The sequence below is a fragment of the Roseomonas sp. F4 genome, from assembly GCF_053891155.1.
In genome coordinates this window covers 1,091,001-1,113,968 of the sequence record NZ_JBSSHK010000001.1, presented here as the reverse complement: position 1 = coordinate 1,113,968, position 22,968 = coordinate 1,091,001, and the positions used below count along the sequence as shown (strand labels likewise).

Below are 22,968 nucleotides of genomic sequence, written 5' to 3'. Positions count from 1 at the left end.
GACATGATCCCCCAGACAGCCCTCGACCCCATCATCGCCGAAGCCTGGCAGATGGTCCTGGAGATCGGCCGGCGGACGGCAGATGCGCCCGGCCACACCAGGGCCGCGTTTGGCGAGGGCGAACAGCTGGCCGCGGAGCGGGTCTGCGCCTTCGCCGCAGCCCGCGGCCTGGCGGTGGAGCACGACGCCTTCGGCAATATCTATTTCCTGCTGCCTGGCACGCAGCCCGAACTGCCCGCCGTCACCAGCGGCTCGCATCTCGATTCGGTCCCCAATGGCGGCAACTATGACGGGCTGGCGGGCACGGCGGCGGCGCTGGCGGTGCTCGCCGCCACCCAGGCGGCAGGCCTTCGGCCCCGCCACAGCCTCCGCGCCCTGGCGATGCGCGCCGAGGAAAGCCCGTGGTTCAACATGGCCTATCTCGGCAGCCGCCTGCTGCTGGCCTATGGCGACCGCCAGGCGCTCGGTGAGCGCCGGCGCATCGATAGCGGCCTGACCCTGCGCGAGCATGTCGCGCAGCTAGGCTTTCCCTTCCGCACGGATGCCACGCCCGTGCTGACGCGCGACAACACGGCCTGCTTCCTGGAACTGCATATCGAACAGGGCCCGCTGCTGGAGGAGCGCGATCTGCCGCTTGGCGTGGCCTCGGCGATCCGCGGCAACTTCCGCTATCCCGCGGCCCGCTGCCTGGGCGAATACGGCCACGCCTCCACCACACCGCGGCAGAGCCGGCGCGATGCCTTCATGGCCGTCGCGGAACTGGCCATGGGCCTGGATGCGCTCTGGGCCGATCTTCACGCCGACGGTGACGACAATTTCGTGGTCACCCTGGGCCGCGTCTCCACCGACCCGGTGCAGCATGCGCTGACCAAGGTGCCGGGTGAGGTCGGCTTCAGCCTCAACATCGGCGCGACCAGTGCCGCCACGCTCGCCCTGGCGCGCGAAAGGCTGGCGACGCTGATCGACCGCATCACCGTTTCGCGCCGCGTGCGCTTCGAGATGGGGCCGGAGGTGACCGCCGAACCGGTCGCGCTCGATGCCCATCTGACCGGCCTGCTGGAACGGGAGGCCGGCGCGATCGGCGTGCCGGTCATGCGCCTGCCCACGGCGGGCCATGACGCCGGCATCTTCGCGCTGAGCGGCATCCCCTCCGCCGTCCTGCTGACGCGGAATCCGTTCGGCAGCCACAATCCCCGCGAGCATCTGGAGGAGGCGGACTTCGCCCTCGGCTGTTCGGTGCTCGCGCGGGCCATGCACGCGGCGGCCGCGTGAACGGCGCGGCCTGATACCTCCAGCGCCGCCGCCTTCCTGGGAGGCAGAAGGCGGAACGGCCTGGTTGTTGGCAGACGAAGGAACAACCCGATGCAGATGACGCGACACGCATTCCTGGCACTGATGGCCAGCCTGGGACTGGCCGGAGGCGCCAGGGCGCAATCCTCCCTGTTCCGGCGACCGATCCGGCTGGTGCTCGGCACCTCTCCGGGCGGTGGCGCCGATGTGACGGCGCGGCTGATCGCCCCCGGCATTTCGGCGCGCCTCGGCCAACCCGTGGTGGTGGAAAGCCGGCCCGGCGGATCGGGCCTTATCGCCGGCGGGTATGTGGCCCAGCAGCCGGCCGATGGGCACACCTTCCTGTTCGACATCACCAGCCATGCGGTGAACCCGGTGATAGGCCGGGAGATGCCCTATGAAGTGCTCAAGGACCTGGTGCCCGTCACCCATGTCAGCCGTGCGGTGAACGCCCTGGCGGTGCATCCCTCGGCCCCGGTCAACACGGTGGCCGAGTACATCGCCTATGTGAAGGAACGGCCCGGCCAATTGTCCTACGCCTCCTCGGGCAATGGCTCCGCGCAGCATCTCGGCATGGAGATCTTCCTGTCGGCAGCGGGGCTGAGGATGAACCACATCCCCTATCGCGGCGGCGGGCCTGCCCTGGTGGACCTGATGGCGGGCCATGTCTTCAGCGCCTTCGCCTTCCTTCCCACCGCGACGCCCCACATCCAGGGCGGACGACTCAAGGCCCTGGCGACGACGGGCGCCAACCGCACGGCGCCCTTCGACAGCCTGCCGACCCTGGCCGAGTCCGGATTTCCCGGCTTCGAGAACTACGACTGGAACGGCATCTTCGCCCGCGCCGGCACGCCCGAGCCGATGATCCGCCAGATGCAGGCCGCCGTAGCGGGAACCCTGGCTGAGCCGGCGATGCGGGAACGCTTCGCGGAGATGGGCAACGAGCCGCTCGGCACCACGCCGGAAGCCTTCGAGGCCTTCATCCGATCGGAAATGGACAAGTACGGAGACATCATCCGCAAGGTCGGCATCACCCTGACCTGATGCGGAACGCGCCCGGGGCTGTGTCCCAGGCGCCCTCTGCCGCCTGTTCAGCCCGGGCGAGAAAATTCCTGGGGCACAGGCACCTGCCCACGCGCCCAGGACGGTGCCTCGATAGGAGCGGTTGCCGGCGCCGCCGGCCAGCCCGGCTGTTCCCGCGCCAGGCCCGCCGCATCGCGCGCCCGCAGCCAATAGGCGATGGCGGCGACGGTCACCACGGGGCCGGGGGCATACATGACCGAATAGACCGCCGAGCACATCAGTTCGAACACCACGTAGTTCACCAGGGCGCAGCGGAAAGGATCGTCGTCGCAGACGGTGCGGGCCGTGGTCAGGGCGCGCAGATGGAGCATGGCGATCAGGGCGGTGCCGACCAGCCCGTATTCCATGACCACGCCCAGCCAGCCGATATCGGCCAGGAAGAAGTCTGCGCTGCCCAGGAAGTCGGCCATGGTGATCGAGGAGAAGGAGGAGATCGAGCCGGAGCCAAGCATCAGTTTCACCGGGTCGCCGCTCATCCAGTCCCAGGCGATGCCGACGGAGCGAAGGCGGATGAACAGGGATTCGTCGAAGGTCCTGGCCAGCAGTTCCGGCACATCCGGCCCGAGGATCATGATCAGCCCCAGAACCGGCACCATCGCCATGGCGCCGAGCCCCCAGCGCCAGTTCCCGGGCAGCCGTGCCAGCAGGATCCAGGTGAGGATGATGACGGTCACGCCGATCGGCAGCCGCGCCTTGTAGATGGTGACCATGGCGAGGATGGCGCCGGCCAGCAGCAGGAACTGCCAAAGCCGCCATTCCCGCACCAGCCGCTGCCCCAGCCAGAACAGCGTCAGCTCCGCCAGCATCATCGGCATGCGGATGTAATTGCCGCGCCCCTCATCCCAGGAGAACATGTTGGCGCCGAAGGGGGTCGGGCGATACGCCTCCTCCGGCACCACCATCCACAGCGTCAGCATGACGAGAAATGTCGCCACGCCGCAGCCCACGGCAGCGCGCGCCAGCGTTTCCTCCGAGGGTCGCAGCAGCACCAGCAGCGCGGCGGCCGAAAAGTAGAAGGTCAGCGGCCAGGCCTTCACCGTGGACAGGGCCGCATCCACCAGGCCGTTCGGCAGGTACAACAGCGACAGGAACGGCGAGAGAAAGATCGTGTAGGCGACAGCGAGGATGTAAAGCGGCCCGTCCGGCAGCCGAAGCGACGTCACGGCGTAAAGGATCAACGGGGCCAGCAGGGCCGGCCAGGCCTTGGCCAGGAAATACAGCGGCCCTGTTTCCGGCTTGTAGTGGTAGATCTGGAAGAACAGCGGCAGCAGCAGCCACCACCAGATGCCGTGCACGCGCCACCCCGACATCAGGCCGCGCTCGCCAAACTGGGACGAAGGGGCCGCGCCCGAAGGTCGCGCAGCCCGCGACGGACGCCCCGTGCCAGCAGCGTCACCTGCACCACCCCACCCACGGCCATGGCCAATAGCGCCCCCGGCGTTTCCAACAGCAGCAGCAGCGGCAGCATGGCCAGGGCACAGGTCAGCGCGCCACCGATTTCCGCCAGCGCCAGGGCGCGTAGGCGCCCCAGGACCTGCAGACCCGCCAGGCCGGCCACCCAGAAGCAGCTGATCGCCATGACCACCGACCAGAGCAGCACCACCCCCTCCAGCCCGGCATAGCGGCCGCCGAAGATCCAGGTGGCGATCCAGGGCCAGAGGCCCGCGACCAGGCCCCCTAGCAACAACGTCACACAGGCCGGCGCCGCAGCGCCGAGCATCAGCAACCGCCAGAACCCCGCCGCATCTCCCTCATGCCGCAGCCGCGCCAGCGGGCGCCGCGCCGCGGCACCGAAGGCCCCGGCCAGCAGCGTCGCCGGGCGCAGCGTGGCCTGCGCTGCCGCCAGCCCGGCCAGTGCCGCGGCGCCGAACCAGGCCGGCACGACGAAGATGTACAGGCGGGTGAAGATCTCATTGCCCAGCCCCGCCGCCAACGACCAGCGCGACCGCCGCGCCAGCGCTCGCCAGCGCCGCCGCGCCCCCGCGCCGAAATCCATCGGCGACGGACCGCCAAGGCGCCGGATCACGATGGCCCCGGCGAGGCCCTGCGCCAGCCCGTTCAGCACCAGCAGCAGGGGCACGGACGGGGCGAGGCCAAGCAGCGCCTCCGCCGCCACGCCACAGCCCACGGCCAGAAGCGGCGCCGCCGAGATCGCGGCCGCGGCGCCCAGCGCGCCATGGGTGGTCGCCAGGGCGCGGGCATGCAAGGCGAGGATGGTGCAGGGCAGGAACAGCGCCGCGATCCACAGGCCAAGTGTCGCGCCCAGCCAGGGCACCGCCAGCAGCGTCACCAGCCCCGCCAGCGCGGCCAGCAGCAGGTTGCCCGACAGCAGCACCCGTTCCGCCCGCCTGCGCCCCGGCGAGGGCGCCGGCGGCAGGCGGTACAGATGCACGGAGGTGAAGGCCGCGGCCAGCGTGCCGGCGACCAGCGCGGCATTGGCCCAGAACACGTAGCTGCCGAGCTGCTCGGCGCTGCCGCGCCTGATCAGCCACAGCACGGTGCCGAAGGACAGCAGCGCGGTCAGCCCCTGCTCCGCGCCCGCCAGGCCAAAGCGCAGCCCGGCCGCGCGAAGGCGCTGCGGGTTCAGCTCAGGCCCCGTTGGCGTCGCGCCTGGATGGCGAGGCGCAGCAGCGGCAGCAGGTCGGCGGCATAGCGGCTGCCGAGGCGACGCGGCTCGGTCACGGCTCGGTGCAGCCATTCCAGCCCGTGCCGCCGCATCCAGGGCGGCGCGCGCGGCGTCAGCCCGGCGGCGAACAGCAAGCCGCTGCCGATCGCCAGGCCGGTGCCCCGCGCCAGCCCCCGCGCGGCCACCGCCTGCAGCAGCCGTTCGGAACGCGGCGCGCCGGTGGCGACGAAGACGATCCGGGCCGGATGCGCCTCGATGAAGGCGATCGCCGCGTCGCGTGCCGCCGGCTTGTCCATGTAGCCCATCGGCGGCTCGTGCTGCGCCAGGTGGTGCAGGCCGAAGCGCTCGGTGAGGGCCGCGACCAGCAGCGGCCCGCCGCCGATGATGGTGACGCGGTCATCCGGCCCCAGCACGCCGCGGAGCAGTTCCAGGCACAGGTCACTGCCCGCCGCGACCGGCACGGCCTCCCCGGTCGCCCAGCGGTGCAGCCGGGCCAGGATGCCGCTGTCGTTCAGCCGCAGCCAGGCGTCGTCCTGCGCCGCGCGCAGCTGAGTGGCCGGATCCTCCGCCAGCAGCAGGATCTGCGCATTGATGGTGGCGACATAGGCGAAGGGCGCCGCCGGGTCGCGCGCCGCGATCGCGGCGATCGCCTCGGCAAGGCCCAGCGGCGCGACCGGCGAGCGGCCGAGCAGGCAAATCTCCTGCACCGTCAGAGGCCGCCGCCGGTCGCCGGGTTGCGGTTCACGGCATAGGAGAAGGAGCGGGAGAAGGGGATGATGCGGTTGATCGCCAGATCGACCCATTGCCCGACCTCGCCCAGGCGCGAGCGCGGCACGAAGACGATGTCGCCGGAGGCCAGCGGCACGTCGCCGGTCACCTCCGCGCCCGACAGGAAGGCGTTCAGGTTCACGGTGCGCAGCATGGGCCGGTCCGACGGGGACCGCCGGATCAGCACCACCTGGTCCATCCGCGCCTCCTCATCGAGGCCGCCAGCCATGGCCACCATCTCCGCCAGCCCCTGCCGCCCGGTGAGCGGATAGGCGCCGGCACGGCGGACGGAACCGCCGACGAAGACCACGGCCGAACCGGCCTGCTCCAACCCGGCGGTGACGATCGGCGTGGTCAGGATGCGGCGGGAGGCCTCGGCGACGGCGACCTCCAGCTCCGCGGCGGTGCGTCCGCCCGCTTCCACCCGCCCGGCGACGCGCAGCGAGATGGTGCCGTCCGGCGCGACCAGCGCGATCTCATTCACCTCCGGCGTCAGCAGGAACTGCACCTTCACCCGGTCGCCCGCGCCGAAGCGATAGGGGGCGGGCGCGTCGGTCCAGGCGGCGAAGCCTTCCGGCATGCGTTCCTGCGGCCGCACCGCCTGGGTGGTGTCGAGATTGGCGGTGCCCGGCGCGCAGGCCGCGAGGCCGAGCAGCGCGAGCAGAAGGCAGGGGACCCGGCGCATCACGCCACCAGCCGGGCGAGCCGCGCCGGCACCGGCGCACGTTCCCCGCTCATCACGAAGCCGACCAGCCGGCCGCCGGCCGCCAGCACCGCGTCGCGGGCGGCGCGGGCGGCGGACTTGTCGGTGCCATCCGCCCGCAGCGCCAATACATTCGCATCCACCAGGGCGGTCAGGCGGCGCATCGCATAGCCCTCGGAATCCATCGGAGCGACCAGGATCACCAGATCCAGGTCCTGGCGAAGCCGGTTGAGCAGCGCAAGGGTGCGCTCCATCCCGGCATGCGGGTCGCCCAGCAGGCTGCTCCGCGCCCCATAGGCGACCCAGAGATTCGGCAGCACGGTGTTGAAGGCCAGCAGCTGTTCCGGATCCTGCGGCTCATGCACCGGGTGGGAGCCCATGGCGGCCAGGAAGACGCGGCCATCGGTCTGCAGATCGGCCAGCAGGGTGCGCAGGCCGCGGGTGCGGGCCGCCTCGGCGGCCATGGCCAGGGCGATGGCCCCGCGACCGTCATCCTCCCCGGTCGCGACGAATTGGATCAGCGACAGCCGCTCCCCCCGCTCGCGCGCATCGAGCAGCATGGCGGTCAGGTCCGTGACGGCCGGCGTGGCATTGCCGCCGGCGAGCCGCGCCGCAGGTGGAACCGAGGCGAGGCCGGGCAGGCCGAGGCCGCGGGCGGCCTCATCCGTGGTGGCGAAGGTGCGTCGGAACAGGGTGAGCAGCACCGCCGTGGCGCCCGCCGAGACCAACCCGCCCACCAGCCCCATGACGATCAGGGCCAGCCGCAGGTCGCGGGGCTGTGCCGCGGCCAGCGGCGGCTGCGCCACGATCACGGAAGGCGAGCGCGAGCGTCGGGCATCCTCCCCGATCCGGGCGCCGATTTCCCGTCCGGCCACCTGGCGGAAGGACGCATCCAGCGCGTCCCGCCGGCGCGCCATGTCGTTCAGCGTGGCTTCGGCCCGCAGCAGGGCGGCGGCCCTGGCCTCCGCCTCGCCAGCCTGGCGTTCAAGCTCCGACATCTGGCGGCCGGTCGCATCGGCCTCGACCTCCAGCGTCGCGATGCGGAGGGAGAGCTGCTCCACCGCTGGGTTGCGCACCTGGCGCACCGTCTCGAAGCGGGTGTTGCGATTGCCGGCAATGCTCTGCCGCAGCGTCGCGATGCGCTGGTCCAGGTCTCGCAGCGGCGGCCAGTCCGGGGCGTATTGATCGGCCATGCGGCGGCGTTCCAGCACCAGCCGGGTCAGCTCATTGCGGCTTTCATCATTGGGCGCGAGGTTGGTGGTTTCGGACGCCGCGACGACACGGGCGGGATAGGTGGAAAGCCCCGCCCTGGCCGCCCGCAACTGCGCATCGGTCGCGGCCTTGCGTTCGCGCAGCGTGTCGATGCGGGTGACGATGCTGGCGATCCGTGCATTGGCCAGTTCGATATCCTGCGGCAGATGCAGGATGCGGGTCTCGGTGCGCAGCCGGGCGATGGCCTCATCCAGCTCGCGCAGATTGGTCGCCATGCGCTCGGTCTCGGCCGACAGCAGCTGCGCATCGGCCTGCGCGAAGATCGACTGGCGATGCGCGAGATAGGCGTCGAACACCCGCTGCATGGCATCCACGGCGCGGTCGCTGTCCGGCAGCGCCAGGAATACGCGCAGCAAGTTGGAGGTGTTGGACGACAGCACCATCATGGAGGCGCGGAGCCGCCGCGCGGTTTGCGGGATGGAAACCTCGGCGGCCGGCAGCAGGCCGAACAGGCGGCGCGCCCCGGCATCGGGGAAGATCGCCCGCAGGCCATCGCCACTCAAGGCGCGGCGCAGCACGACATCCGAGACCAGGAGGTCGACCTCGGACTGCACCACCTTGGGCATGTCGATGCTGACGACGTTGGGGCCAGTGCCCGTCAGATCCGTCGCGCCCACCGTCTCCCGGCTCACCTGGACCATGAGAAGGCCCTCCGCCGGCCAGCGCAGCGGCATCAGGGCAGCCGTGGCCAGGGCGACAGCCACCGGCGCCAGGAAGGCCAGCACGATCAGGCGCCACCGGATGAAGACCGTGGTGAGGAGGTCGCGCAGCGCCAGCCCTGGGTCAGATGGCGTCGATGGGCGCGCCCCCTGCTCCTGCACGGAGGTGCGACGCGGCACGCTCGTAACCAGGTTCATCAGCGGAAATTCCGGGACAATATCCCAAGCCTAGACCCAAGGTGCTGATTCAAGAAATCGATCCGGCCCAGAAATCTGTTGCAGTCACATGATACAGCGCAGGCCGGGGTGCCACACGGCTTATCGTGTTGCCATACAGCATCACGGATGCCAATCCATAATTTGCACCCCGATCCCCGCGAAAGGCACAGAAGTGCAGAAGATGGACGCGCGAATCCTCATTCTTGGTGCCAACGGCTTCATCGGCCGGCATATGCTGGCCGGCCTGGCCCAGGCCGGATACCAGGTGATCGCGGGGGCACGCCGGCCCCGCACGGCACCGGACTCGACATCCGCCCCGGCGGTGGAATGGCGCGGGGTGGATGCCGGCGACGCTGCTTCGCTGCGCGCCGCGCTGGCCGGGGTCGACGCGGTCGTGAACTGCGTCGCGGCCGAGCCCGGCGCCATGGTGGCGGCGACCCGTCACCTCGTCTCCGAGGCCGGGGCGCGCCGCATCCTGCATCTCAGCAGCATGGCCGTGTACGGCGCCGCGACCGGGCTGCTCGATGAGGATGCGCCGCTGACCCCCGAGGGGGCCTATGGCGAGAGCAAGGCCGAAAGCGAGCACCTGCTGCGCGACCACGCCCAGGCGGGCGGCGAGGTGGTCATGTTGCGGCCAGGCTGCGTGCATGGGCCCGGTTCCGAAAGCTGGACGGCGCGGCCCGCCCGGCTGCTGCGCGCCGGGCGCCTGGGCGATCTCGGCCCGGGCGGCGACGGCATCTGCAACCTGACGGCAGTGCAGGACCTGGTGGCCGCGACGGCGGCCGCGCTGCGGCTGCCCGCGGCGCCCGGCCTCGTCTTCAACATCTCGGACCCGGCGCCCGGCGACTGGAACGCCTATTTCCTCGCCCTCGCCCAGGCGATCGGCGCCACGCCGCTGCGCCGCATCGGCGCCCGGCAGCTTCGTATCGAGAAGCTGGCGGCCTATCCGCTGAAGGTGCTGGAAATCGCCGGACGGAAGGCGAGGCTGCGCACCCCGGACCCCATCCCCCCGGCGCTGCAACGCCTGTTCCAGCAGGACATCACCCTGGACAACCGCCGGGCGGATGCGGCGCTGGGCTTCACGCGGACCCCGCCCGCCCAGGCGCTGGCCGCCGCCGCCGCCTGGTTCAACGCGGCGGGGTAGGCCCACCCGCCGCGATCGGCGGCGGTGCGAGTTCCTGCTTCAGCCGCTCCGCCAGCCGCAGCGCCAGCGCCACGACGGTCAGCGTCGGATTGGCCTGGCCGGAAGTGGGGAAGACGGCGGCGCCGGCGATCCACAGATTGGCCATGCCGTGCACCCGGCAATCGGCGTCCACCACACCCTGGGCCGGCGTGGCGCCCATGCGCGCCGTGCCGATATGATGCCCGCCATAGGCACCGTCGCGCAGCATGTCATGCGCGACCTCCGCCGGATCGGCCTGCAGGCTGCCATGCCCCCAGCGCGCCAGATCCTCGGCCAGCAGGCGGAAGCAGGTCTGCGCCGTGCGGATATCCCCCTCCGTGCAGCGCCAATCGACGCGCAGCCGCGGCATGCCAAAGGCGTCCCGGGACTCCGCCAGGGTGACACGGCTGTCCGGATTGGGTTCCTGCTCGCCGTGGTAGTCGAGCGAATAGACGTTGCGCGGCGGGCGCACGATGATGGAGGGGAATTTGCGGGTGGCGAGCCGCCGCTTGCGCAGCATGGTCCAGGCGAAGCCCGTGGCGCTGAACGGGTCGGTCAGCAGGTTGCGCAGATGGCGCAGAGCCATCCCCTTGCCGCCCGCCGGCTCCGCGAGCCGCTTGCGATATTCATAGGGCAACAGCCCCCGCGCCAGATACAGCGCCGACAGCACGCCGCTGCCATGGGCCGGGTCGGGAATCCGGGGGAAGTGCAGCCGCATGACCGCATTGCCGACGCGATGCCGGTCCTGGGCCGCTTCCGTCAATTGCAGCCGCCGGCGCAGATAGGTGCCGTCCTCCGCCACCTCATAGCCCGGCCGCACCCGTTCGGGCGGCACATGCAGCCGCAGGCGGCCGGATGTACCGGCGATGTGCGACATGTAGTAGCGCCCGACCAGGCCCTGGCGGTTGCCGATGCCATCCTCATGCCCCGCGCCGCGGGAGGCGAGCAGCAGGCGCGGCGTCTCAAGCCCCCCCAAAGCGAGCACCACATGCGCCGCCCGCACCGTCGCCCGGCGCCCGTCCAGGGTGCGCAGCTGGAGGGTACGCACGGCCTCCGCCCCCTCCCCCAGCTCGAGCCCGGTACAGTTGGTGCCCAGCAGGACGCGCAGCGTGGTGCTGGCAGCCAGGCGATGGCGGTAGCGCGCGGCGAAATTGGTGGGCAGGGAGAATCGCTCGATGGCGTCCGTGGTGAAGTCCCTCGGTGCGAAGCCGGCCACCAACGGACGCATGCCGCCCGGCACCGCGCTGGAGGCGCTGTAGTCGAAGGCGCCGGCCTCGCAGATCGCATTGGCCCGCGGATACCAGGCCGCGAGGGCTTCAGGCCCAAAGGGCCAGCCGGAATGCGGAATCCAGGGCCGCGGCCGGAAATCCAGCGGATCGAGCGGCATGCAGCGGCCGCCCCAGAGGGTGGTGGAGCCGCCGAACTGCCGCTGCCGATAGGTCTCCGTGGGCGGGTGCAGCGCGGCGTCGGCAACCTCCCCGGCATAGAGGGCCTGCGTCGCGGCTTCCGCCTGGTCGCGCCCGGATTCGACGAGCACCACGCGCATCGGCCCACGCAGGAACTGCAGGGCGAGAGTAATTCCGGCGGCACCGGCACCAACAATGCAGAGCTCGGCGTCCAGCGCCGTGTCCGGTTCCAGCATCGCGGCATCAATGATCATGGCAAGGGGGCGCCCCGAGGTGATTTGGTAAGAAATATTTACGTCTCCTTCTCAGGAGAAACGCACTGCGATATGGATAAAATATGGAAGCACGTCGTGCCATTGCGCAATTTGTGCGCGACCATCCCATCCTATGGGATCTGATACACCCCACCTATGACCGCTGCCGGCAGATTATGCGGGATGCGCGGATCCGGGGGCTCGGCGATCGACGGCCGCCGTCCGACGCGGCCGGGCAGACGCTGCTGGCCGAGGCGATCCTGCGCGGCGGGCCGCTCGGGGTCGGCAAGATCGGCGGGCTGGAGGCGGAGGCGGCCGGCTTCTTCCTCACCGGCCGGCCGCGCGGCAAGCCCTATCCGGAACGGCTGCGGCAGCAGATGTTCCTGAATGTCGGGCTGTTCCCCGTGGATGACGGGTCGCTGGACCGCTTCTGCATGGCGCTGATCGAGGCGGCCGGGCAGCTCGATATCCTCGGCCTCATGGGCTATCCGGGGGAGAGCGAGGTGATCACGCGGCATGCGACGTCGGCGCGGCTGATTTCGCTGCGGGCGCTCGACCCCTGGTACTTTCCGGATCCCTGGTCGCGCCATCTGCGTGGCAGGCGTGTGACGGTCCTGTCCCCCTTCGCGGCGACGATCGAACGCCAGTTCCAGCGCCGTGCGGAGATCTGGCCGGGCCGGGACGTGCTGCCGGAGTTCCAGCTCCGCACCGTGGCCATGCCGCTGTCGCCCGGGTTGAAGCCGCCCGGGGAGCCGAGCTGGGAGGCGCGGCTGGAGAACATCAAGGCCGCGATCGATGCCGAGCCCTATGACGTGGTGCTAGCCGGTGCGGGGGGCATCTCCATTCTCGTCGCGGCGCATGCGAAGCGCGCGGGGGCCATCGGCTTCCACATGGGCGGACCGACCCAGGTACTATTCGGTGTCCGTGGGCGCAGATGGGAGAAAGATTCGTTCTTCGAATCAGCCATGAACGCAGCATGGACGCGCCCCAGCGGAGAGGAAGCGCCCCCAGCCGCGGGCAAGATCGAGCGCGGCGCCTATTGGTAGGCGCTGCAACAGTTTCAGGAGCTTAAAAAAAGAGATAATTTTCTACTAACAAAACACCTCTATTCTGTGCATACTGCATATCGCGATCTTGAAGTGCCTGTTTCTGTATTATTTCGTATCGATCCGGTTGACGGTGACGGGTAGCGGCATAGCGATGGCGACGAGCACGATGGCAGTGGCAGGCATGATCGACGACCAGAGGCGGGTATCGTTGGTCCGCTGGACGTTTGGACTGATCAACCGCCTGGTCGGCGCCTCCGATTTCCTGCTGATCTGTGTCGCGGCAGTGCTCTCCGCACATATTCCCGCGACGGGCTATGCCAACCCCCTGTCAGCTCTTCAGATACTGCTTCTCGCCACGGCGCAGGGCATGATCTACCTGACCGTGCTGGCCCGGCTGCAGGCTTACCGGGTCGAGCGCTACACCGACCGTCTGGCGGCCGGCATCTACATGGTGTTGGGACTTGTGCCCGCCTGGATGGCCAGCTTCCTGGTGCTCATCGCCTTCCGGCCCGAGACCTTGTCCTCCCCGCAATGGGTCTTGGCGTGGAATGCCCTGACCTTCGGCCTGTTGCTGGCCAGTCGGCAGGTGCAGGCCACGCTGCTGCGGGACGAAGCCAGACGCCACCTGCTGCGCCGACGCGTCGTGATCATCGGCGCGAATGCGGTGGCGGAGCATGTCATCCGGGACCTTTCGAGCCACGCCAAGGGCGAGACCTACGAGATCGTCGCCCTGTTCCGCGCCGAATCGGAATCGCCGACCATGGCAACCGTTGGCGGCGTGCCGGTCTCCGGCAGCCTGGCTGATCTGCGGAACTACGCGCAGAGCAACACCATCGACACCGTGGTCATCGCCCTCCCCTGGTCAGCGCGCGAGTTGCATGGTCTCGCGGAGCAGGTCAGCTGGATCGCGGCCGATATCATCATTCCCTTCGAACAGAATGGTCTGAACACCAGCTTCGCCCGCGTCATGCGTCTGGGCGACATGCCGGCCCTGCTGCTGATGAGCCGCCCCTTCAAGGGCTCCCAGGGCGTCCTCAAGGTGGTCGAGGATTATCTGGTGGCCAGTCTGGCGCTGATCCTGCTGGCCCCCATCATGCTTCTGGTGGCGTTGGCGATCCGCCTGGAAAGCCCGGGGCCGATCCTGTTCCGCCAGCAGCGCCCGGGCTTCGGGACGAAGCCCTTCACCATCCTCAAGTTCCGCACGATGCATGTGGACCCAGAGGATGACGCGACCATCGGGACGACAGGGCCGAATGACAAGCGCGTCACGCGCGTGGGTGCGATCCTGCGGCGGTTGAGCCTGGATGAACTGCCACAGATCTTCAACGTGCTGCGTGGCGAGATGTCGATCGTCGGGCCGCGGCCCTATGTCGCGGACATGCTGGTGGGCAATGAACGCTATTCGGACCTGGTCCGCGACTATGCGGAGCGGCACAGGGTCAAGCCGGGAATCACCGGCTACGCCCAGGCGCATGGCCTGCGAAGCTACGCGCTGCGTGTGGAAGCCAATGCGCGCAAAAGCATCGAGATGGACCTGCTTTACATGCGGAACTGGTCCCTGTGGCTGGACATCGTCATCATGATCAGGACCCTGGTCGTGGGCATGGCGGGGCGGAACGTCTTTTAATTTGTGGTCGACTGCGTCGTGGACTTCAGCGCGCGGCGTGATGCTATCGGCGAGACTGGCTGAATAATCCGCGGGCGCCCTGACTCGGCCGGGCGTGCCGCTGGCATTTCGCGTACAGAACGATTAGCCTTCTAGAATGGGAGGCAGCCGGCGCGGTTGTTGACCGGAAGGCATTTTTGGATCCGGCACCATGCCCGCGCATCTCAACGCCATTCAGTATCTGCGAGCGATCGCCGCGATGATGGTCGTTATGTTCCATCTGGGCGTGCCGATGCATCGCCTGGGCTTTGTCGGGGCCTGGCCCGAATGGCCGGCGCGCGGCGTCGATATCTTCTTCGTCGTCAGCGGCCTCATCATGTGGATGGTGACGGCGGACCGGCATGTCAGGTTGCGGGACTTCTATTATCGCAGGCTCGTTCGCATCGTCCCGCTCTATTGGCTGGTGACCAGCTTCATCGTCGGTCTGCTGCTGCTGGCGCCGGGGCTGGTGCAGAGCGGACGCTTCGACGCCTGGCATGTCGTGGCCTCCTACCTTTTCCTGCCCGCGCCGCACCCGGCCATCGACATGGTCGCGCCCGTGCTGATTCCCGGCTGGACGCTGAACTACGAGATGTTCTTCTACGCCCTCTTCGGGCTCACCCTTCTGCTGCCGTCGCGGCGGCGGCTCTGGGCGATCTGCGGCGTGTTGGGGCTGCTTGTCGTGCTGGGCGCATTGGTGCCGGGGGGTGGGTTGGCATTCGCCTTCTACACCTCACCCATCATGCTGGAATTCGGCTTCGGCGTGGCGCTCGGCGCCGCCTTGTCGCGCGGATGGGCCTTGCCGCCGGGCCTGGCATGGACCGCCATCGCGCTCGGCTTCCTGGTGCTGGTGGCGAGCGATCGGATGCACGCGCCGCAGATCCTGGTGGCAGGGCTGCCGGCACTGGCCATCGTGGCGGGGGCGGTCTCCCTGGAAATGGCGGGACGGGTGCCGAGCCTCCGTCTGCCGCATCTGCTGGGCGATGCGTCCTATGCGCTGTACCTGACACATACGGTCGTGCTGTCAGCCGTGGGCCAGATCGCGCTTCGTCTCGGCGTCACCACGCTGCCCGGAGGCCTGCTGATCTTCGCTCTGCTGGCCTGCGCGGCTGCGCAAGTGGCCGCCCTGCTGCTTCACCTGGGCTTCGAAAGGCCGCTCAATCGGCAGTTGCTGCATCGTGGTCGGAGCAAGGGTCCGGTCACGGCTCAAGGTGTCGCCGTCTGAGCACGACATGACCTTGAGAACCTGGGCGATTGCGCTGGGCGCGCCGCAGCGCCAGCGGGCAGCGCCCCTCCGCACAGCCGCGGAAACGGCAACAACCCAAAAATTCAATGGTGAGCCCGGTGGGACTCGAACCCACGACCCCATGATTAAAAGTCACGTGCTCTACCGGCTGAGCTACGGGCTCGGGGGATGCGCGCCACCCGGAAGGTGGCGCGCGGCAGGCGTGTTAGGCGTCGGCGGCGGGGGTGCTGTCAACCCCTTCGGCCGGGCTCTCGGCCGGGGCCGCGGTGCCGAGGCGCATGGACTTCACGCGATCCGGATCGCGCGCCAGGCCGTTCGGGCCCTGGCCACGCTTGATCTTGTCCACGGCATCCATGCCATCCACCACGCGGCCCCAGATGGTGTACTGGCCATCCAGGCTCGGCGCCGGCGCGAACATGATGAAGAACTGGCTGTTGGCGCTGTTCGGATTGTTGGTGCGCGCCATGCCGCAGGTGCCGCGCAGGAACTTCGCCTTGGCGGGCGGGCTGAATTCGGCCGGAAGGTCCGGGTGTTCGGAACCGCCCGTGCCGGTGCCGGTCGGGTCGCCGCCCTGGGCCATGAAGCCCTCGATCACGCGATGGAAGGGCGTGTTGTCATAGAAGCCCGCGGCGGCCAGGGCCTTGATGCGCTCGACATGTTGCGGCGCGAGGTCCGGCAGCAATTCGATCGTCACCAATCCGCTGGGCAGGTCCAGCAGCAGGGTGTTCTCAGGCGGGATGGTGGCGCTCATCTCTCTCGGTCCTTCCGATGTCTTTGTTCAAGCTGATCAGCGCACATCGGCCGCGACGCGCATGGCGCGGATGCGGTCGGGCGGCTGGGGCACCATGCCGGAAGGCCCCTGCCCGCGCTTGATCTTGTCCACGGCCTCCATCCCCGCCACGACGCGGCCCCAGATGGTGTATTGCCCATCCAGGTTCGGCGCCGGTGCGAACATGATGAAGAACTGGCTGTTGGCGCTGTTCGGGTTGCTGGTGCGCGCCATGCCGCAGGTGCCGCGCAGGAAGCGCATGCGGCTCGCCGGGGTGAATTCCGCCGGCAGGTCCGGCAGGTCGGAACCGCCCGTGCCGGTGCCCGTCGGGTCGCCGCCCTGGGCCATGAAGCCCTCGATCACGCGATGGAAGGGCGTGTTGTCGTAGAAGTTGCGGCGCGCCAGCAGCTTGATGCGCTCGACATGGCGCGGCGCGGCGTCGGGCAGAAGCTGGATGGTCACGCGGCCATCCTTCAGCTCCACGAACAGGGTGTTCTCCGGGTCGGTCTGCGACTGGGCCTGTGCGGTCCGCAGGCCCAGGAAGGGCATGGCGAGACCCGCGCCCAACAGGCCGCGGCGGAGGATCGGCATTGCGGTCATTCAGCGGCTTCCTTGCGATTGCGCACGCGGGCCAGCGTGCGGTCCAGGGTGAGCTTCGGCACGAAGGAGGTCACATCCCCCCCGAGCGTCGCCACCTCCTTCACAAAGCGCGAAGAGATGAACTGGTTCGTCTCGCTGGCCATCAGGAACACGGTTTCAATATCCGGGGCCAGGCGGTGGTTCATGCCGGCCATCTGGAATTCATAGTCGAAGTCGGACACCGCCCGCAGGCCACGGATGATCATCCGCGCCTCGGACTGACGGGCGAAATCCACCAGAAGCCCCGTGAAGGGCACCACGACGATCTCCGACCCGACCTGGGCGGAAATAGTGTCGGTTTCCGCCTTCACCAGCTCCACCCGCTCATCCAGCGAGAACAGCGGCCCCTTGCCGGAATTGATGGCGACGCCGACCACCAGCCGGTCCACCAACCGCGCGGCGCGGGCGATGACATCGAGATGCCCATTGGTGACCGGGTCGAAAGTGCCCGGATAGATGCCGATGCGCAGCTCAGCCATCCGTATTCGTCTCCCCCGCCGTTCCACCTGTTGTCTCACCGGCTGCCTCGCCGGTCGCTTCGCTGGCCGCCTCCAGCTCCTCCACCACCGGGAAGCAGGAGGTCACACGCTCCGACTCGCCCAGCCGCAGCAGGGTGACGCCCATGGCGCCACGGCCGGTGACGCGGATCTGATCAGCCGGCAGGCGGATCAGCCGGCCGCCATCGGTCACCAGCATGACGCCATCGCCCTGCCGCACAGCGAAGGTCGCCACCACCTCGCGCCCCGTGCGGGGGCTGAGGTTGATATTGGTGATGCCCTGCCCGCCCCGGCCGGTGACGCGGTACTCATAGGCGCTGCTGCGCTTGCCGAAGCCGCGATCGGTGACCACCAGCAGGATCTGCTCCAGCTGCTCCAGCTCCGTCAGGCGTTCTGCGGCGACAGGCCCGGCATCAGCGCTGACGGGCTCCTCGCCCTCCTCGGCCGCGGGGGCCTCGGCCTCCGGCGCCACATCCTCGCCGGCAGCGCGGCGCTTCTGGGCGCTGTAGCGCAGATAGGTGGCGCGCTCATCCGGCGTCGCCTCCACATGCGTCAGCACCGCCAGCGAGATCACCTCATCCTTGTTGAGAAGCCGGATGCCGCGCACGCCGCTGGAATCGCGCCCGGCGAAGACGCGAAGCTGGTCGGATTCGGCCTGGAAGCGGATGCAGCGGCCGTTGCGGGTCGCCAGCATCACGTCATCACCCTCCCGGCAGGTGGCGACGCCGACCAGGCTGTCGCCCTCATCCAGCTTCATGGCGATCAGGCCGGTGGCGCGGACGTTCTTGAAGTCGGACAGCTTGTTGCGCCGGACATTGCCCTGCACCGTCGCGAAGACGAGGTGCAGGTTCTCCCACATCGCCTCGTCCTGCGGCAGCGGCAGCACCGCCGTCACCTTCTCGTCCTGCTGCAATTGCAGCACCTGACGCAGGCTTCGGCCACGGCCCGTCGCGCCGCCTTCAGGCAACTGCCAGATCTTCTCGCGGAAGGCGATGCCGCGCGAGGTGAAGAACAACACCCATTGATGGGTATGCGCGACAAAACTGCGGACGACGATGTCATCCTCCCGCGTCGCCGCGCCGGACCGGCCACGGCCACCCCGGTTCTGGCTGCGGAAGACATCGAGGCCGGTGCGCTTCACATAGCCGTCGCGCGTCAGCGTCACGACCATGATGCCGGGCTCGATCAGGCTTTCATCGTCCTGGTCGGCGAGGCCATCGACGATGTCGGTCATGCGCGGCACCGCGATCTGGGCGCGCACCGCGATCAACTCCTGCGCCATCAGCTCCATCCGCCGGGGGCGGGAGGAGAGGATGTCCAGCAGTTCGGTGATGGTGCCCGCCACATCCGCCAGCTCGGCGTTGATCTTCTCGCGCTCCAGCCCGGTCAGGCGGCTGAGCGTCAGCGCCAGGATGCCGCGCGCCTGTTCCTCGGTCAGGCGGACCGTATGGTCCTCGGTGATCGTGTTGCGCACGTCATCGACCAGCGCCAGCAGCGGCGCCACATCGGCCGCCGGCCAGTCGCGGGCCATCAGCTGCGCGCGAGCCGTCGCCGGATCGGGCGCGGCGCGGATCAGCTTGATGACCTCGTCGATATTGGCCACCGCGATGGCCAGGCCGATCAGCTGGTGGCCACGGTCGCGCGCCTTGTTCAGGCGGAAGCGCGACCGCCGCAGGATGACCTCCTCGCGGAAGCGCAGGAAGGCCATCAGCGCGTCGCGCAGACCCATCAGCCGCGGCCGGCCCTCATCCAGCGCCACGAAATTCACGCCGAAGGAAGTCTGCAGCTGGGTGAAGCGGTAGAGCTGGTTCAGCACCACCTCCGGCGTCGCATCCTTCTTCAGCTCGACGACGATGCGCAGCCCGTCGCGGTCCGATTCGTCGCGCAGGTCGGAGATGCCCTCCACCGCCTTGGCGCGCACCAGCTCCGCGATCTTCTCGATCAGCGTCGACTTGTTGACCTGGTACGGGATCTCCGTGACCACGATCATCGACCGCCCGCCACGCATCTCCTCGATTGTCGCACGGGCGCGCAGCGGGATGGAGCCGCGGCCGGTCTCGAAGGCGCTGCGGATGCCGGCGCGGCCGAGGATCAACCCGCCGGTCGGAAAGTCCGGTCCCGGGATGATCTTCATCAATTCATCGAGGCTGGTCGCGGGGTCCTCGATCAGCTTCAGCGCGGCGTCGATCACCTCGCCCGGATTATGGGTCGGGATATTGGTCGCCATGCCGACGGCGATGCCCTGCGCGCCGTTGACCAGCAGGTTCGGGAAGGCGGCCGGCAGGACCTTCGGCTCGCTTTCCGATTCGTCGTAGTTCGGCTGGAAATCGACCGTGTCCTCGTCGATCCCCTCCAGCAGGGCGGAGGCGGCGCGGGCCAGGCGGACTTCCGTGTAGCGCATCTGCGCCGGCGGATCGCCGTCCATCGAGCCGAAATTGCCCTGGCCGTCGATCAGCGGCACGCGCATGGAGAAGTACTGCGCCATTCGCACGGTCGCGTCATAGATCGAGGCGTCGCCATGCGGATGGTACTTACCCATCACGTCGCCGACCACGCGGGCCGACTTGCGATGCGGCTTGTCCGCCACATAGCCGGATTCGTGCATCGCATAGAGGATTCGCCGATGCACCGGCTTCAGCCCATCCCGCGCATCCGGCAGGGCGCGCGCGACGATGACCGACATGGCGTAGTCGAGGTAGGAGCGGCGCATCTCCTCCTCGAGGCCGATCGGTGCGATCTCGCTGGAGGGGGGCGTGGCGCCCGGCGGGGGTGGCGTGTCGCTCAACGCGGAATCCTCATGGGTGGCCGGGCGAAGCCGAGGCCGGCAGGGTGTGGATTAGGCAATTTGGCGCCCCGGCGGAAGGGTGCCCGGGGCGCGGAGGGGCTGAATCCGGCCGAATGCTTCGCGCCCGCCCGCCAATCGCCTACATTCCCGCCCTGGCGCGGCCGCGAGGGTTGGGCGGCGGATGCGGGATGGAGACGGCAGGCGATGACCCTACCCTATATCGACCTGCTGCTGAAGCAGATCGCCCGCGGTCATCCCGAGCTGGAGCGCAGTTTTGGCCGACATATCCATTGGGGCTACTGGCCCGACCCCGCCGCCGCCGACCCCAGCTCCGCCGCCGATTACGGCCAGGCGGCGGAACGGCTGAGCCTGGAGCTGATCACGCTGGCGGACATCGCCCCCGGCATGCGGGTGCTGGATGCCGGCTGCGGCTTTGGCGGCACCATGGCCTGCCTGGATGAACGGATCGGCGGGCTGGATCTTGTCGGGCTGAACATCGACCCGCGCCAATTGGCCCGCGCCGCCAGCCTGGCGCAGCCTGGCCCGGGCGGGCGGATGACTTTCGTGGCGGCGGATGCCTGCACCCTGCCCTTCTCCGATGCCAGCTTCGATCGGGTGATGGCGGTGGAGTGCATCTTCCACTTTCCCTCCCGCGCCGCCTTCCTGGCGGAGGTGCGGCGCGTGCTACGGCCCGGGGGCGTGCTGGTGCTGTCGGATTTCGTGCCGGCGCCGGCCTGGATGCCGGTGACGCGGCTGGCCCGCTCGCGCTGGTTCGACCGGGTGAACCTGTTTGGCACCTGCGACGTGACCTGTTCCGCGGCCGGCTACCGGCGGCTGGCGGCGGCGGCCGGCCTGCCGGTGACAACGCTGCGCGACATCACCCGCCACACCCTGCCGACCTATGCCTTTCTCGGCCACATGCTGAAGGCCAGCGGTCGCCGCGGCGTGGCGGAGCGCTGGGGCAAGGCGGGGCTGGCCATGCTGGATTTCGTCGGCCGGACAGGCCTGCTGCGCTACAGCCTGCTGCGCTTCGACCGGGTTTAGGAGGCTGGGAAGGCCCTGAGAAAGCCCTCTCCACCCGCAGGGTGGAGAGGGTTTGGGTAAGGGGGGTGCCGAACGGGAACGAGCCCGCGTCTTTTTTTGCGGCCCCAGCAGGTCTGTCAGGTCACGCCATCAGCCGTGAGCGTGCGCGTGGTCCTCGCCCAGGCCGAAGCCCGGATGTTCCCGCTTCCAGGCTTCCAGCAGGGGCCGGTCATCCTGGTCCCAGGGATGGAAATCCCGCCGGAAATAATCGTAATAGGCCCTGGCCGCGACGCCGCCGAAGATCACGCGCAGCGAGGTTCCGCCTCCCCCGCCCGCCCCTGCCGGGCCGGAGCCACGCCCTCGCATTGCCTTGATCCGCATCACCATCAGCCCAGCCAGAAGCCCACCTCCGCCGAAGAAAGTGACGATGCCCATCGCCGCACAGCGGTGCAGCCAGGCCCAGAAGCCCGATCCGAAGACGTGCTCATAGACGTCGAAGCAGACGGCCTTGTGCTCGATTTCCTCCGCAGCGTGCCAGAGCCACAGATTCGCGAAGTCTGGATCAACGCCGTCGCGGTACAGGGTGCGCTTGGTCAGCAGCCGTTCCGCCAGCATGGCGGTGAAATGTTCCATGGCACAGGTCATGGCGAGCTGCGTGGATCGCGGCAGCACCGCCTTGGTGACGCCGAGCAGGAAGCGCGCCAGCCGCTCAAGCTCCGCGCCGGGCACTTTCGCCTCCCGCAAGGCCTTGTTGGAACGGGCGTGTTCGCGGGAATGCATCGCTTCCTGATGGATGAAGCGATCCGCCGCATCGCGTAGCACCGGATCGGTGATGCGGTCGCGATAATGCGCCACGGAGCGGCAGAAGAAGGCCTCGCCCACGGGAAAAAGGAAGGAGATGGCGTTCAGGCCGGTCTCGTTCACCCGTGGAAGCTTGGTCCAGCCCCACGCGCGCTTCGAATCATAGGTCAGGCGCACACGGCGCTTGACGATCTCAATGACGGTTTCGCGCGGATTTTTTGGAGATTCGTTCACAGCCTGCCAACTGGCCCGAAAAACGTCCGCGACAAGATATAGACAAGGTCCGGGACGGGCGAACCTGTCGCCCGCCTCGATTCACGGCGGCGATCAGAACGGGATATCATCGTCCAGGTCGCTGGCGCCGCCCTTCGGCGGCGCGCTGCGACCGCCGCCGCCGGCACGCCCACCGCCGCTATTGTCCCAGCCACCGCCACCCGAGCGCGCCGGGGCCGAGGAACGGCCGCCGCCGCCGCCCGAATAGCCACCGCCGCCGCCACCACCGGAATAGCCGCCCGATTCGCCGCCCTCACCCGGGTCCGAACCGCCGCCGGCCCGGCCGCCGAGCAGCGCGATCTCGCCGCGGAACTGGCGCAGCACGATCTCGGTGGAATAGCGGTCCGCGCCCGCCTGGTCCTGCCACTTGCGGGTCTCAAGCTGACCCTCAACATATACTTCGGAGCCCTTCTTCAGGTACTTCTCCGCGATCTCGCCCAGCTTTTCATTGAAGATGGCCACCGAATGCCATTCGGTGCGTTCCTGCTGATTGCCTTCCCGGTCCTTGAAGCGCTCGGAGGTGGCCAGGCGCAGGTTCACCACGCGGCCGCCGTTCTGGAAGTTGCGCACTTCCGGGTCCCGGCCAAGCCGGCCGACCAGGATAACTTTGTTGACACCGGCCATCGCCGCAAAACCCCTCGATCTCAACTGTTGAGGGTAGCCTGAAGGCGCCAGTCCTGCCAGTCGCGGCAGCACTGCACCTGCCGCGCCTCGCAAAACCTCTTCCCGGACCACCTATATGGTGGCAGATTAACCAGAACACATTGTGAACGCCAGCCTACGTTCCGGGCGCGGCGCC

The 22,968-nt window shown here is 68.9% G+C and carries 19 protein-coding genes and 1 tRNA gene; 7 read left to right on the top strand and 13 right to left on the bottom strand.

Going from position 1 to position 22,968, the window contains the following annotated elements; all coding sequences use genetic code 11:
- The first annotated feature begins 3 nt into the window (after positions 1-3).
- Both ACVFYP_RS05400 and ACVFYP_RS05395 read left to right on the top strand, forming a co-directional pair.
- Positions 4-1,272 (top strand): hydantoinase/carbamoylase family amidase, encoded by a 1,269-nt coding sequence (locus ACVFYP_RS05400; protein WP_499199094.1) that lies wholly within the window; start codon positions 4-6, stop codon positions 1,270-1,272.
- A gap of 96 nt (positions 1,273-1,368) precedes the next feature.
- Positions 1,369-2,334, top strand: coding sequence for a Bug family tripartite tricarboxylate transporter substrate binding protein (locus ACVFYP_RS05395; RefSeq protein ID WP_499199093.1), 966 nt, complete (start codon positions 1,369-1,371; stop codon positions 2,332-2,334).
- Between the two features lie 47 nt (positions 2,335-2,381).
- Here ACVFYP_RS05395 and ACVFYP_RS05390 read toward each other — a convergent pair whose 3' ends face one another.
- From ACVFYP_RS05390 to ACVFYP_RS05370, 5 genes are all read right to left on the bottom strand, one after another.
- Positions 2,382-3,683 carry a hypothetical protein gene (locus ACVFYP_RS05390; protein ID WP_499199092.1) on the bottom strand — a complete coding sequence of 434 codons (1,302 nt, stop codon included), beginning with the start codon at positions 3,681-3,683 and terminating at the stop codon, positions 2,382-2,384.
- Positions 3,683-4,870: a hypothetical protein gene (locus ACVFYP_RS05385; protein ID WP_499199091.1), complete on the bottom strand. Its 1,188-nt coding sequence runs from the start codon at positions 4,868-4,870 to the stop codon at positions 3,683-3,685. Before ACVFYP_RS05385 ends, ACVFYP_RS05390 begins: the two co-directional genes overlap by 1 nt.
- Positions 4,871-4,956: 86 nt before the next feature.
- Positions 4,957-5,706 carry a WecB/TagA/CpsF family glycosyltransferase gene (locus tag ACVFYP_RS05380; RefSeq protein ID WP_499199090.1) on the bottom strand — a complete coding sequence of 250 codons (750 nt, stop codon included), beginning with the start codon at positions 5,704-5,706 and terminating at the stop codon, positions 4,957-4,959.
- Between the two features lie 2 nt (positions 5,707-5,708).
- Positions 5,709-6,452, bottom strand: coding sequence for a polysaccharide biosynthesis/export family protein (locus tag ACVFYP_RS05375; RefSeq protein ID WP_499199545.1), 744 nt, complete (start codon positions 6,450-6,452; stop codon positions 5,709-5,711).
- On the bottom strand, positions 6,452-8,599 hold the full coding sequence (locus ACVFYP_RS05370) for a GumC domain-containing protein (RefSeq protein ID WP_499199089.1): 2,148 nt from the start codon (positions 8,597-8,599) through the stop codon (positions 6,452-6,454). Before ACVFYP_RS05370 ends, ACVFYP_RS05375 begins: the two co-directional genes overlap by 1 nt.
- Positions 8,600-8,801: 202 nt before the next feature.
- Between ACVFYP_RS05370 and ACVFYP_RS05365 the strand changes: the two genes are divergently transcribed.
- On the top strand, positions 8,802-9,764 hold the full coding sequence (locus ACVFYP_RS05365; RefSeq protein WP_499199088.1) for an NAD-dependent epimerase/dehydratase family protein: 963 nt from the start codon (positions 8,802-8,804) through the stop codon (positions 9,762-9,764).
- Here ACVFYP_RS05365 and ACVFYP_RS05360 read toward each other — a convergent pair.
- A complete protein-coding gene (locus ACVFYP_RS05360; RefSeq protein ID WP_499199087.1) occupies positions 9,748-11,442 on the bottom strand; it encodes an FAD-dependent oxidoreductase in 1,695 nt (564 codons plus the stop codon). The genes ACVFYP_RS05365 and ACVFYP_RS05360 overlap by 17 nt on opposite strands.
- A gap of 83 nt (positions 11,443-11,525) precedes the next feature.
- On the opposite strand from ACVFYP_RS05360, the gene ACVFYP_RS05355 reads away from it, so the two are divergent.
- The 3 genes from ACVFYP_RS05355 to ACVFYP_RS05345 all read left to right on the top strand — a co-directional run bounded on the left by ACVFYP_RS05355 (position 11,526) and on the right by ACVFYP_RS05345 (position 15,361).
- Complete coding sequence (locus ACVFYP_RS05355; protein ID WP_499199086.1) at positions 11,526-12,488, top strand: hypothetical protein; 963 nt, start codon at positions 11,526-11,528, stop codon at positions 12,486-12,488.
- Between the two features lie 184 nt (positions 12,489-12,672).
- A complete protein-coding gene (locus ACVFYP_RS05350; RefSeq protein WP_499199085.1) occupies positions 12,673-14,118 on the top strand; it encodes an exopolysaccharide biosynthesis polyprenyl glycosylphosphotransferase in 1,446 nt (481 codons plus the stop codon).
- Between the two features lie 190 nt (positions 14,119-14,308).
- Positions 14,309-15,361: an acyltransferase family protein gene (locus tag ACVFYP_RS05345; protein WP_499199084.1), complete on the top strand. Its 1,053-nt coding sequence runs from the start codon at positions 14,309-14,311 to the stop codon at positions 15,359-15,361.
- A gap of 108 nt (positions 15,362-15,469) precedes the next feature.
- Here ACVFYP_RS05345 and ACVFYP_RS05340 read toward each other — a convergent pair.
- From ACVFYP_RS05340 to gyrA, 5 genes are all read right to left on the bottom strand, one after another.
- Positions 15,470-15,545 (bottom strand) — tRNA-Lys (locus tag ACVFYP_RS05340).
- A gap of 42 nt (positions 15,546-15,587) precedes the next feature.
- On the bottom strand, positions 15,588-16,133 hold the full coding sequence (locus ACVFYP_RS05335; protein ID WP_499199083.1) for a peptidylprolyl isomerase: 546 nt from the start codon (positions 16,131-16,133) through the stop codon (positions 15,588-15,590).
- 36 nt (positions 16,134-16,169) lie between these two features.
- Positions 16,170-16,742 (bottom strand): peptidylprolyl isomerase, encoded by a 573-nt coding sequence (locus ACVFYP_RS05330; RefSeq protein WP_499199544.1) that lies wholly within the window; start codon positions 16,740-16,742, stop codon positions 16,170-16,172.
- Between the two features lie 5 nt (positions 16,743-16,747).
- Positions 16,748-17,269, bottom strand: a complete 522-nt coding sequence (gene coaD / locus ACVFYP_RS05325; protein ID WP_499199082.1) for a pantetheine-phosphate adenylyltransferase — start codon at positions 17,267-17,269, stop codon at positions 16,748-16,750.
- Positions 17,262-19,997 (bottom strand): DNA gyrase subunit A, encoded by a 2,736-nt coding sequence (gene gyrA, locus ACVFYP_RS05320; protein ID WP_499199543.1) that lies wholly within the window; start codon positions 19,995-19,997, stop codon positions 17,262-17,264. Before gyrA ends, coaD begins: the two co-directional genes overlap by 8 nt.
- 279 nt (positions 19,998-20,276) lie before the next feature.
- Between gyrA and ACVFYP_RS05315 the strand changes: the two genes are divergently transcribed.
- Complete coding sequence (locus ACVFYP_RS05315; protein ID WP_499199081.1) at positions 20,277-21,116, top strand: class I SAM-dependent methyltransferase; 840 nt, start codon at positions 20,277-20,279, stop codon at positions 21,114-21,116.
- Between the two features lie 129 nt (positions 21,117-21,245).
- On the opposite strand, the gene ACVFYP_RS05310 is transcribed toward ACVFYP_RS05315, so the two are convergent.
- Together ACVFYP_RS05310 and ssb are read right to left on the bottom strand one after the other, a co-directional pair.
- Positions 21,246-22,130 carry a metal-dependent hydrolase gene (locus ACVFYP_RS05310; protein WP_499199080.1) on the bottom strand — a complete coding sequence of 295 codons (885 nt, stop codon included), beginning with the start codon at positions 22,128-22,130 and terminating at the stop codon, positions 21,246-21,248.
- Between the two features lie 93 nt (positions 22,131-22,223).
- Entirely contained in the window at positions 22,224-22,793 is a 570-nt protein-coding gene (ssb, locus tag ACVFYP_RS05305) for a single-stranded DNA-binding protein (protein WP_499199079.1), read from the bottom strand.
- Positions 22,794-22,968: the final 175 nt, after the last annotated feature.

Coding starts and splice junctions, on each gene's coding strand:
- gyrA (WP_499199543.1), bottom strand. CDS start 19,997: ATGCGCCGCTCCTACCTCGACTACGCCATGTCGGTCATCGTCGCGCGC.
- ACVFYP_RS05355 (WP_499199086.1), top strand. CDS start 11,526: ATGGAAGCACGTCGTGCCATTGCGCAATTTGTGCGCGACCATCCCATC.
- ACVFYP_RS05395 (WP_499199093.1), top strand. CDS start 1,369: ATGACGCGACACGCATTCCTGGCACTGATGGCCAGCCTGGGACTGGCC.
- ACVFYP_RS05400 (WP_499199094.1), top strand. CDS start 4: ATGATCCCCCAGACAGCCCTCGACCCCATCATCGCCGAAGCCTGGCAG.
- ACVFYP_RS05360 (WP_499199087.1), bottom strand. CDS start 11,442: ATGATCATTGATGCCGCGATGCTGGAACCGGACACGGCGCTGGACGCC.
- ACVFYP_RS05365 (WP_499199088.1), top strand. CDS start 8,802: ATGGACGCGCGAATCCTCATTCTTGGTGCCAACGGCTTCATCGGCCGG.
- ssb (WP_499199079.1), bottom strand. CDS start 22,793: ATGGCCGGTGTCAACAAAGTTATCCTGGTCGGCCGGCTTGGCCGGGAC.
- ACVFYP_RS05345 (WP_499199084.1), top strand. CDS start 14,309: ATGCCCGCGCATCTCAACGCCATTCAGTATCTGCGAGCGATCGCCGCG.
- ACVFYP_RS05375 (WP_499199545.1), bottom strand. CDS start 6,452: ATGCGCCGGGTCCCCTGCCTTCTGCTCGCGCTGCTCGGCCTCGCGGCC.
- ACVFYP_RS05330 (WP_499199544.1), bottom strand. CDS start 16,742: ATGCCGATCCTCCGCCGCGGCCTGTTGGGCGCGGGTCTCGCCATGCCC.
- ACVFYP_RS05335 (WP_499199083.1), bottom strand. CDS start 16,133: ATGAGCGCCACCATCCCGCCTGAGAACACCCTGCTGCTGGACCTGCCC.
- coaD (WP_499199082.1), bottom strand. CDS start 17,269: ATGGCTGAGCTGCGCATCGGCATCTATCCGGGCACTTTCGACCCGGTC.
- ACVFYP_RS05315 (WP_499199081.1), top strand. CDS start 20,277: ATGACCCTACCCTATATCGACCTGCTGCTGAAGCAGATCGCCCGCGGT.
- ACVFYP_RS05370 (WP_499199089.1), bottom strand. CDS start 8,599: ATGAACCTGGTTACGAGCGTGCCGCGTCGCACCTCCGTGCAGGAGCAG.
- ACVFYP_RS05350 (WP_499199085.1), top strand. CDS start 12,673: ATGATCGACGACCAGAGGCGGGTATCGTTGGTCCGCTGGACGTTTGGA.
- ACVFYP_RS05390 (WP_499199092.1), bottom strand. CDS start 3,683: ATGTCGGGGTGGCGCGTGCACGGCATCTGGTGGTGGCTGCTGCTGCCG.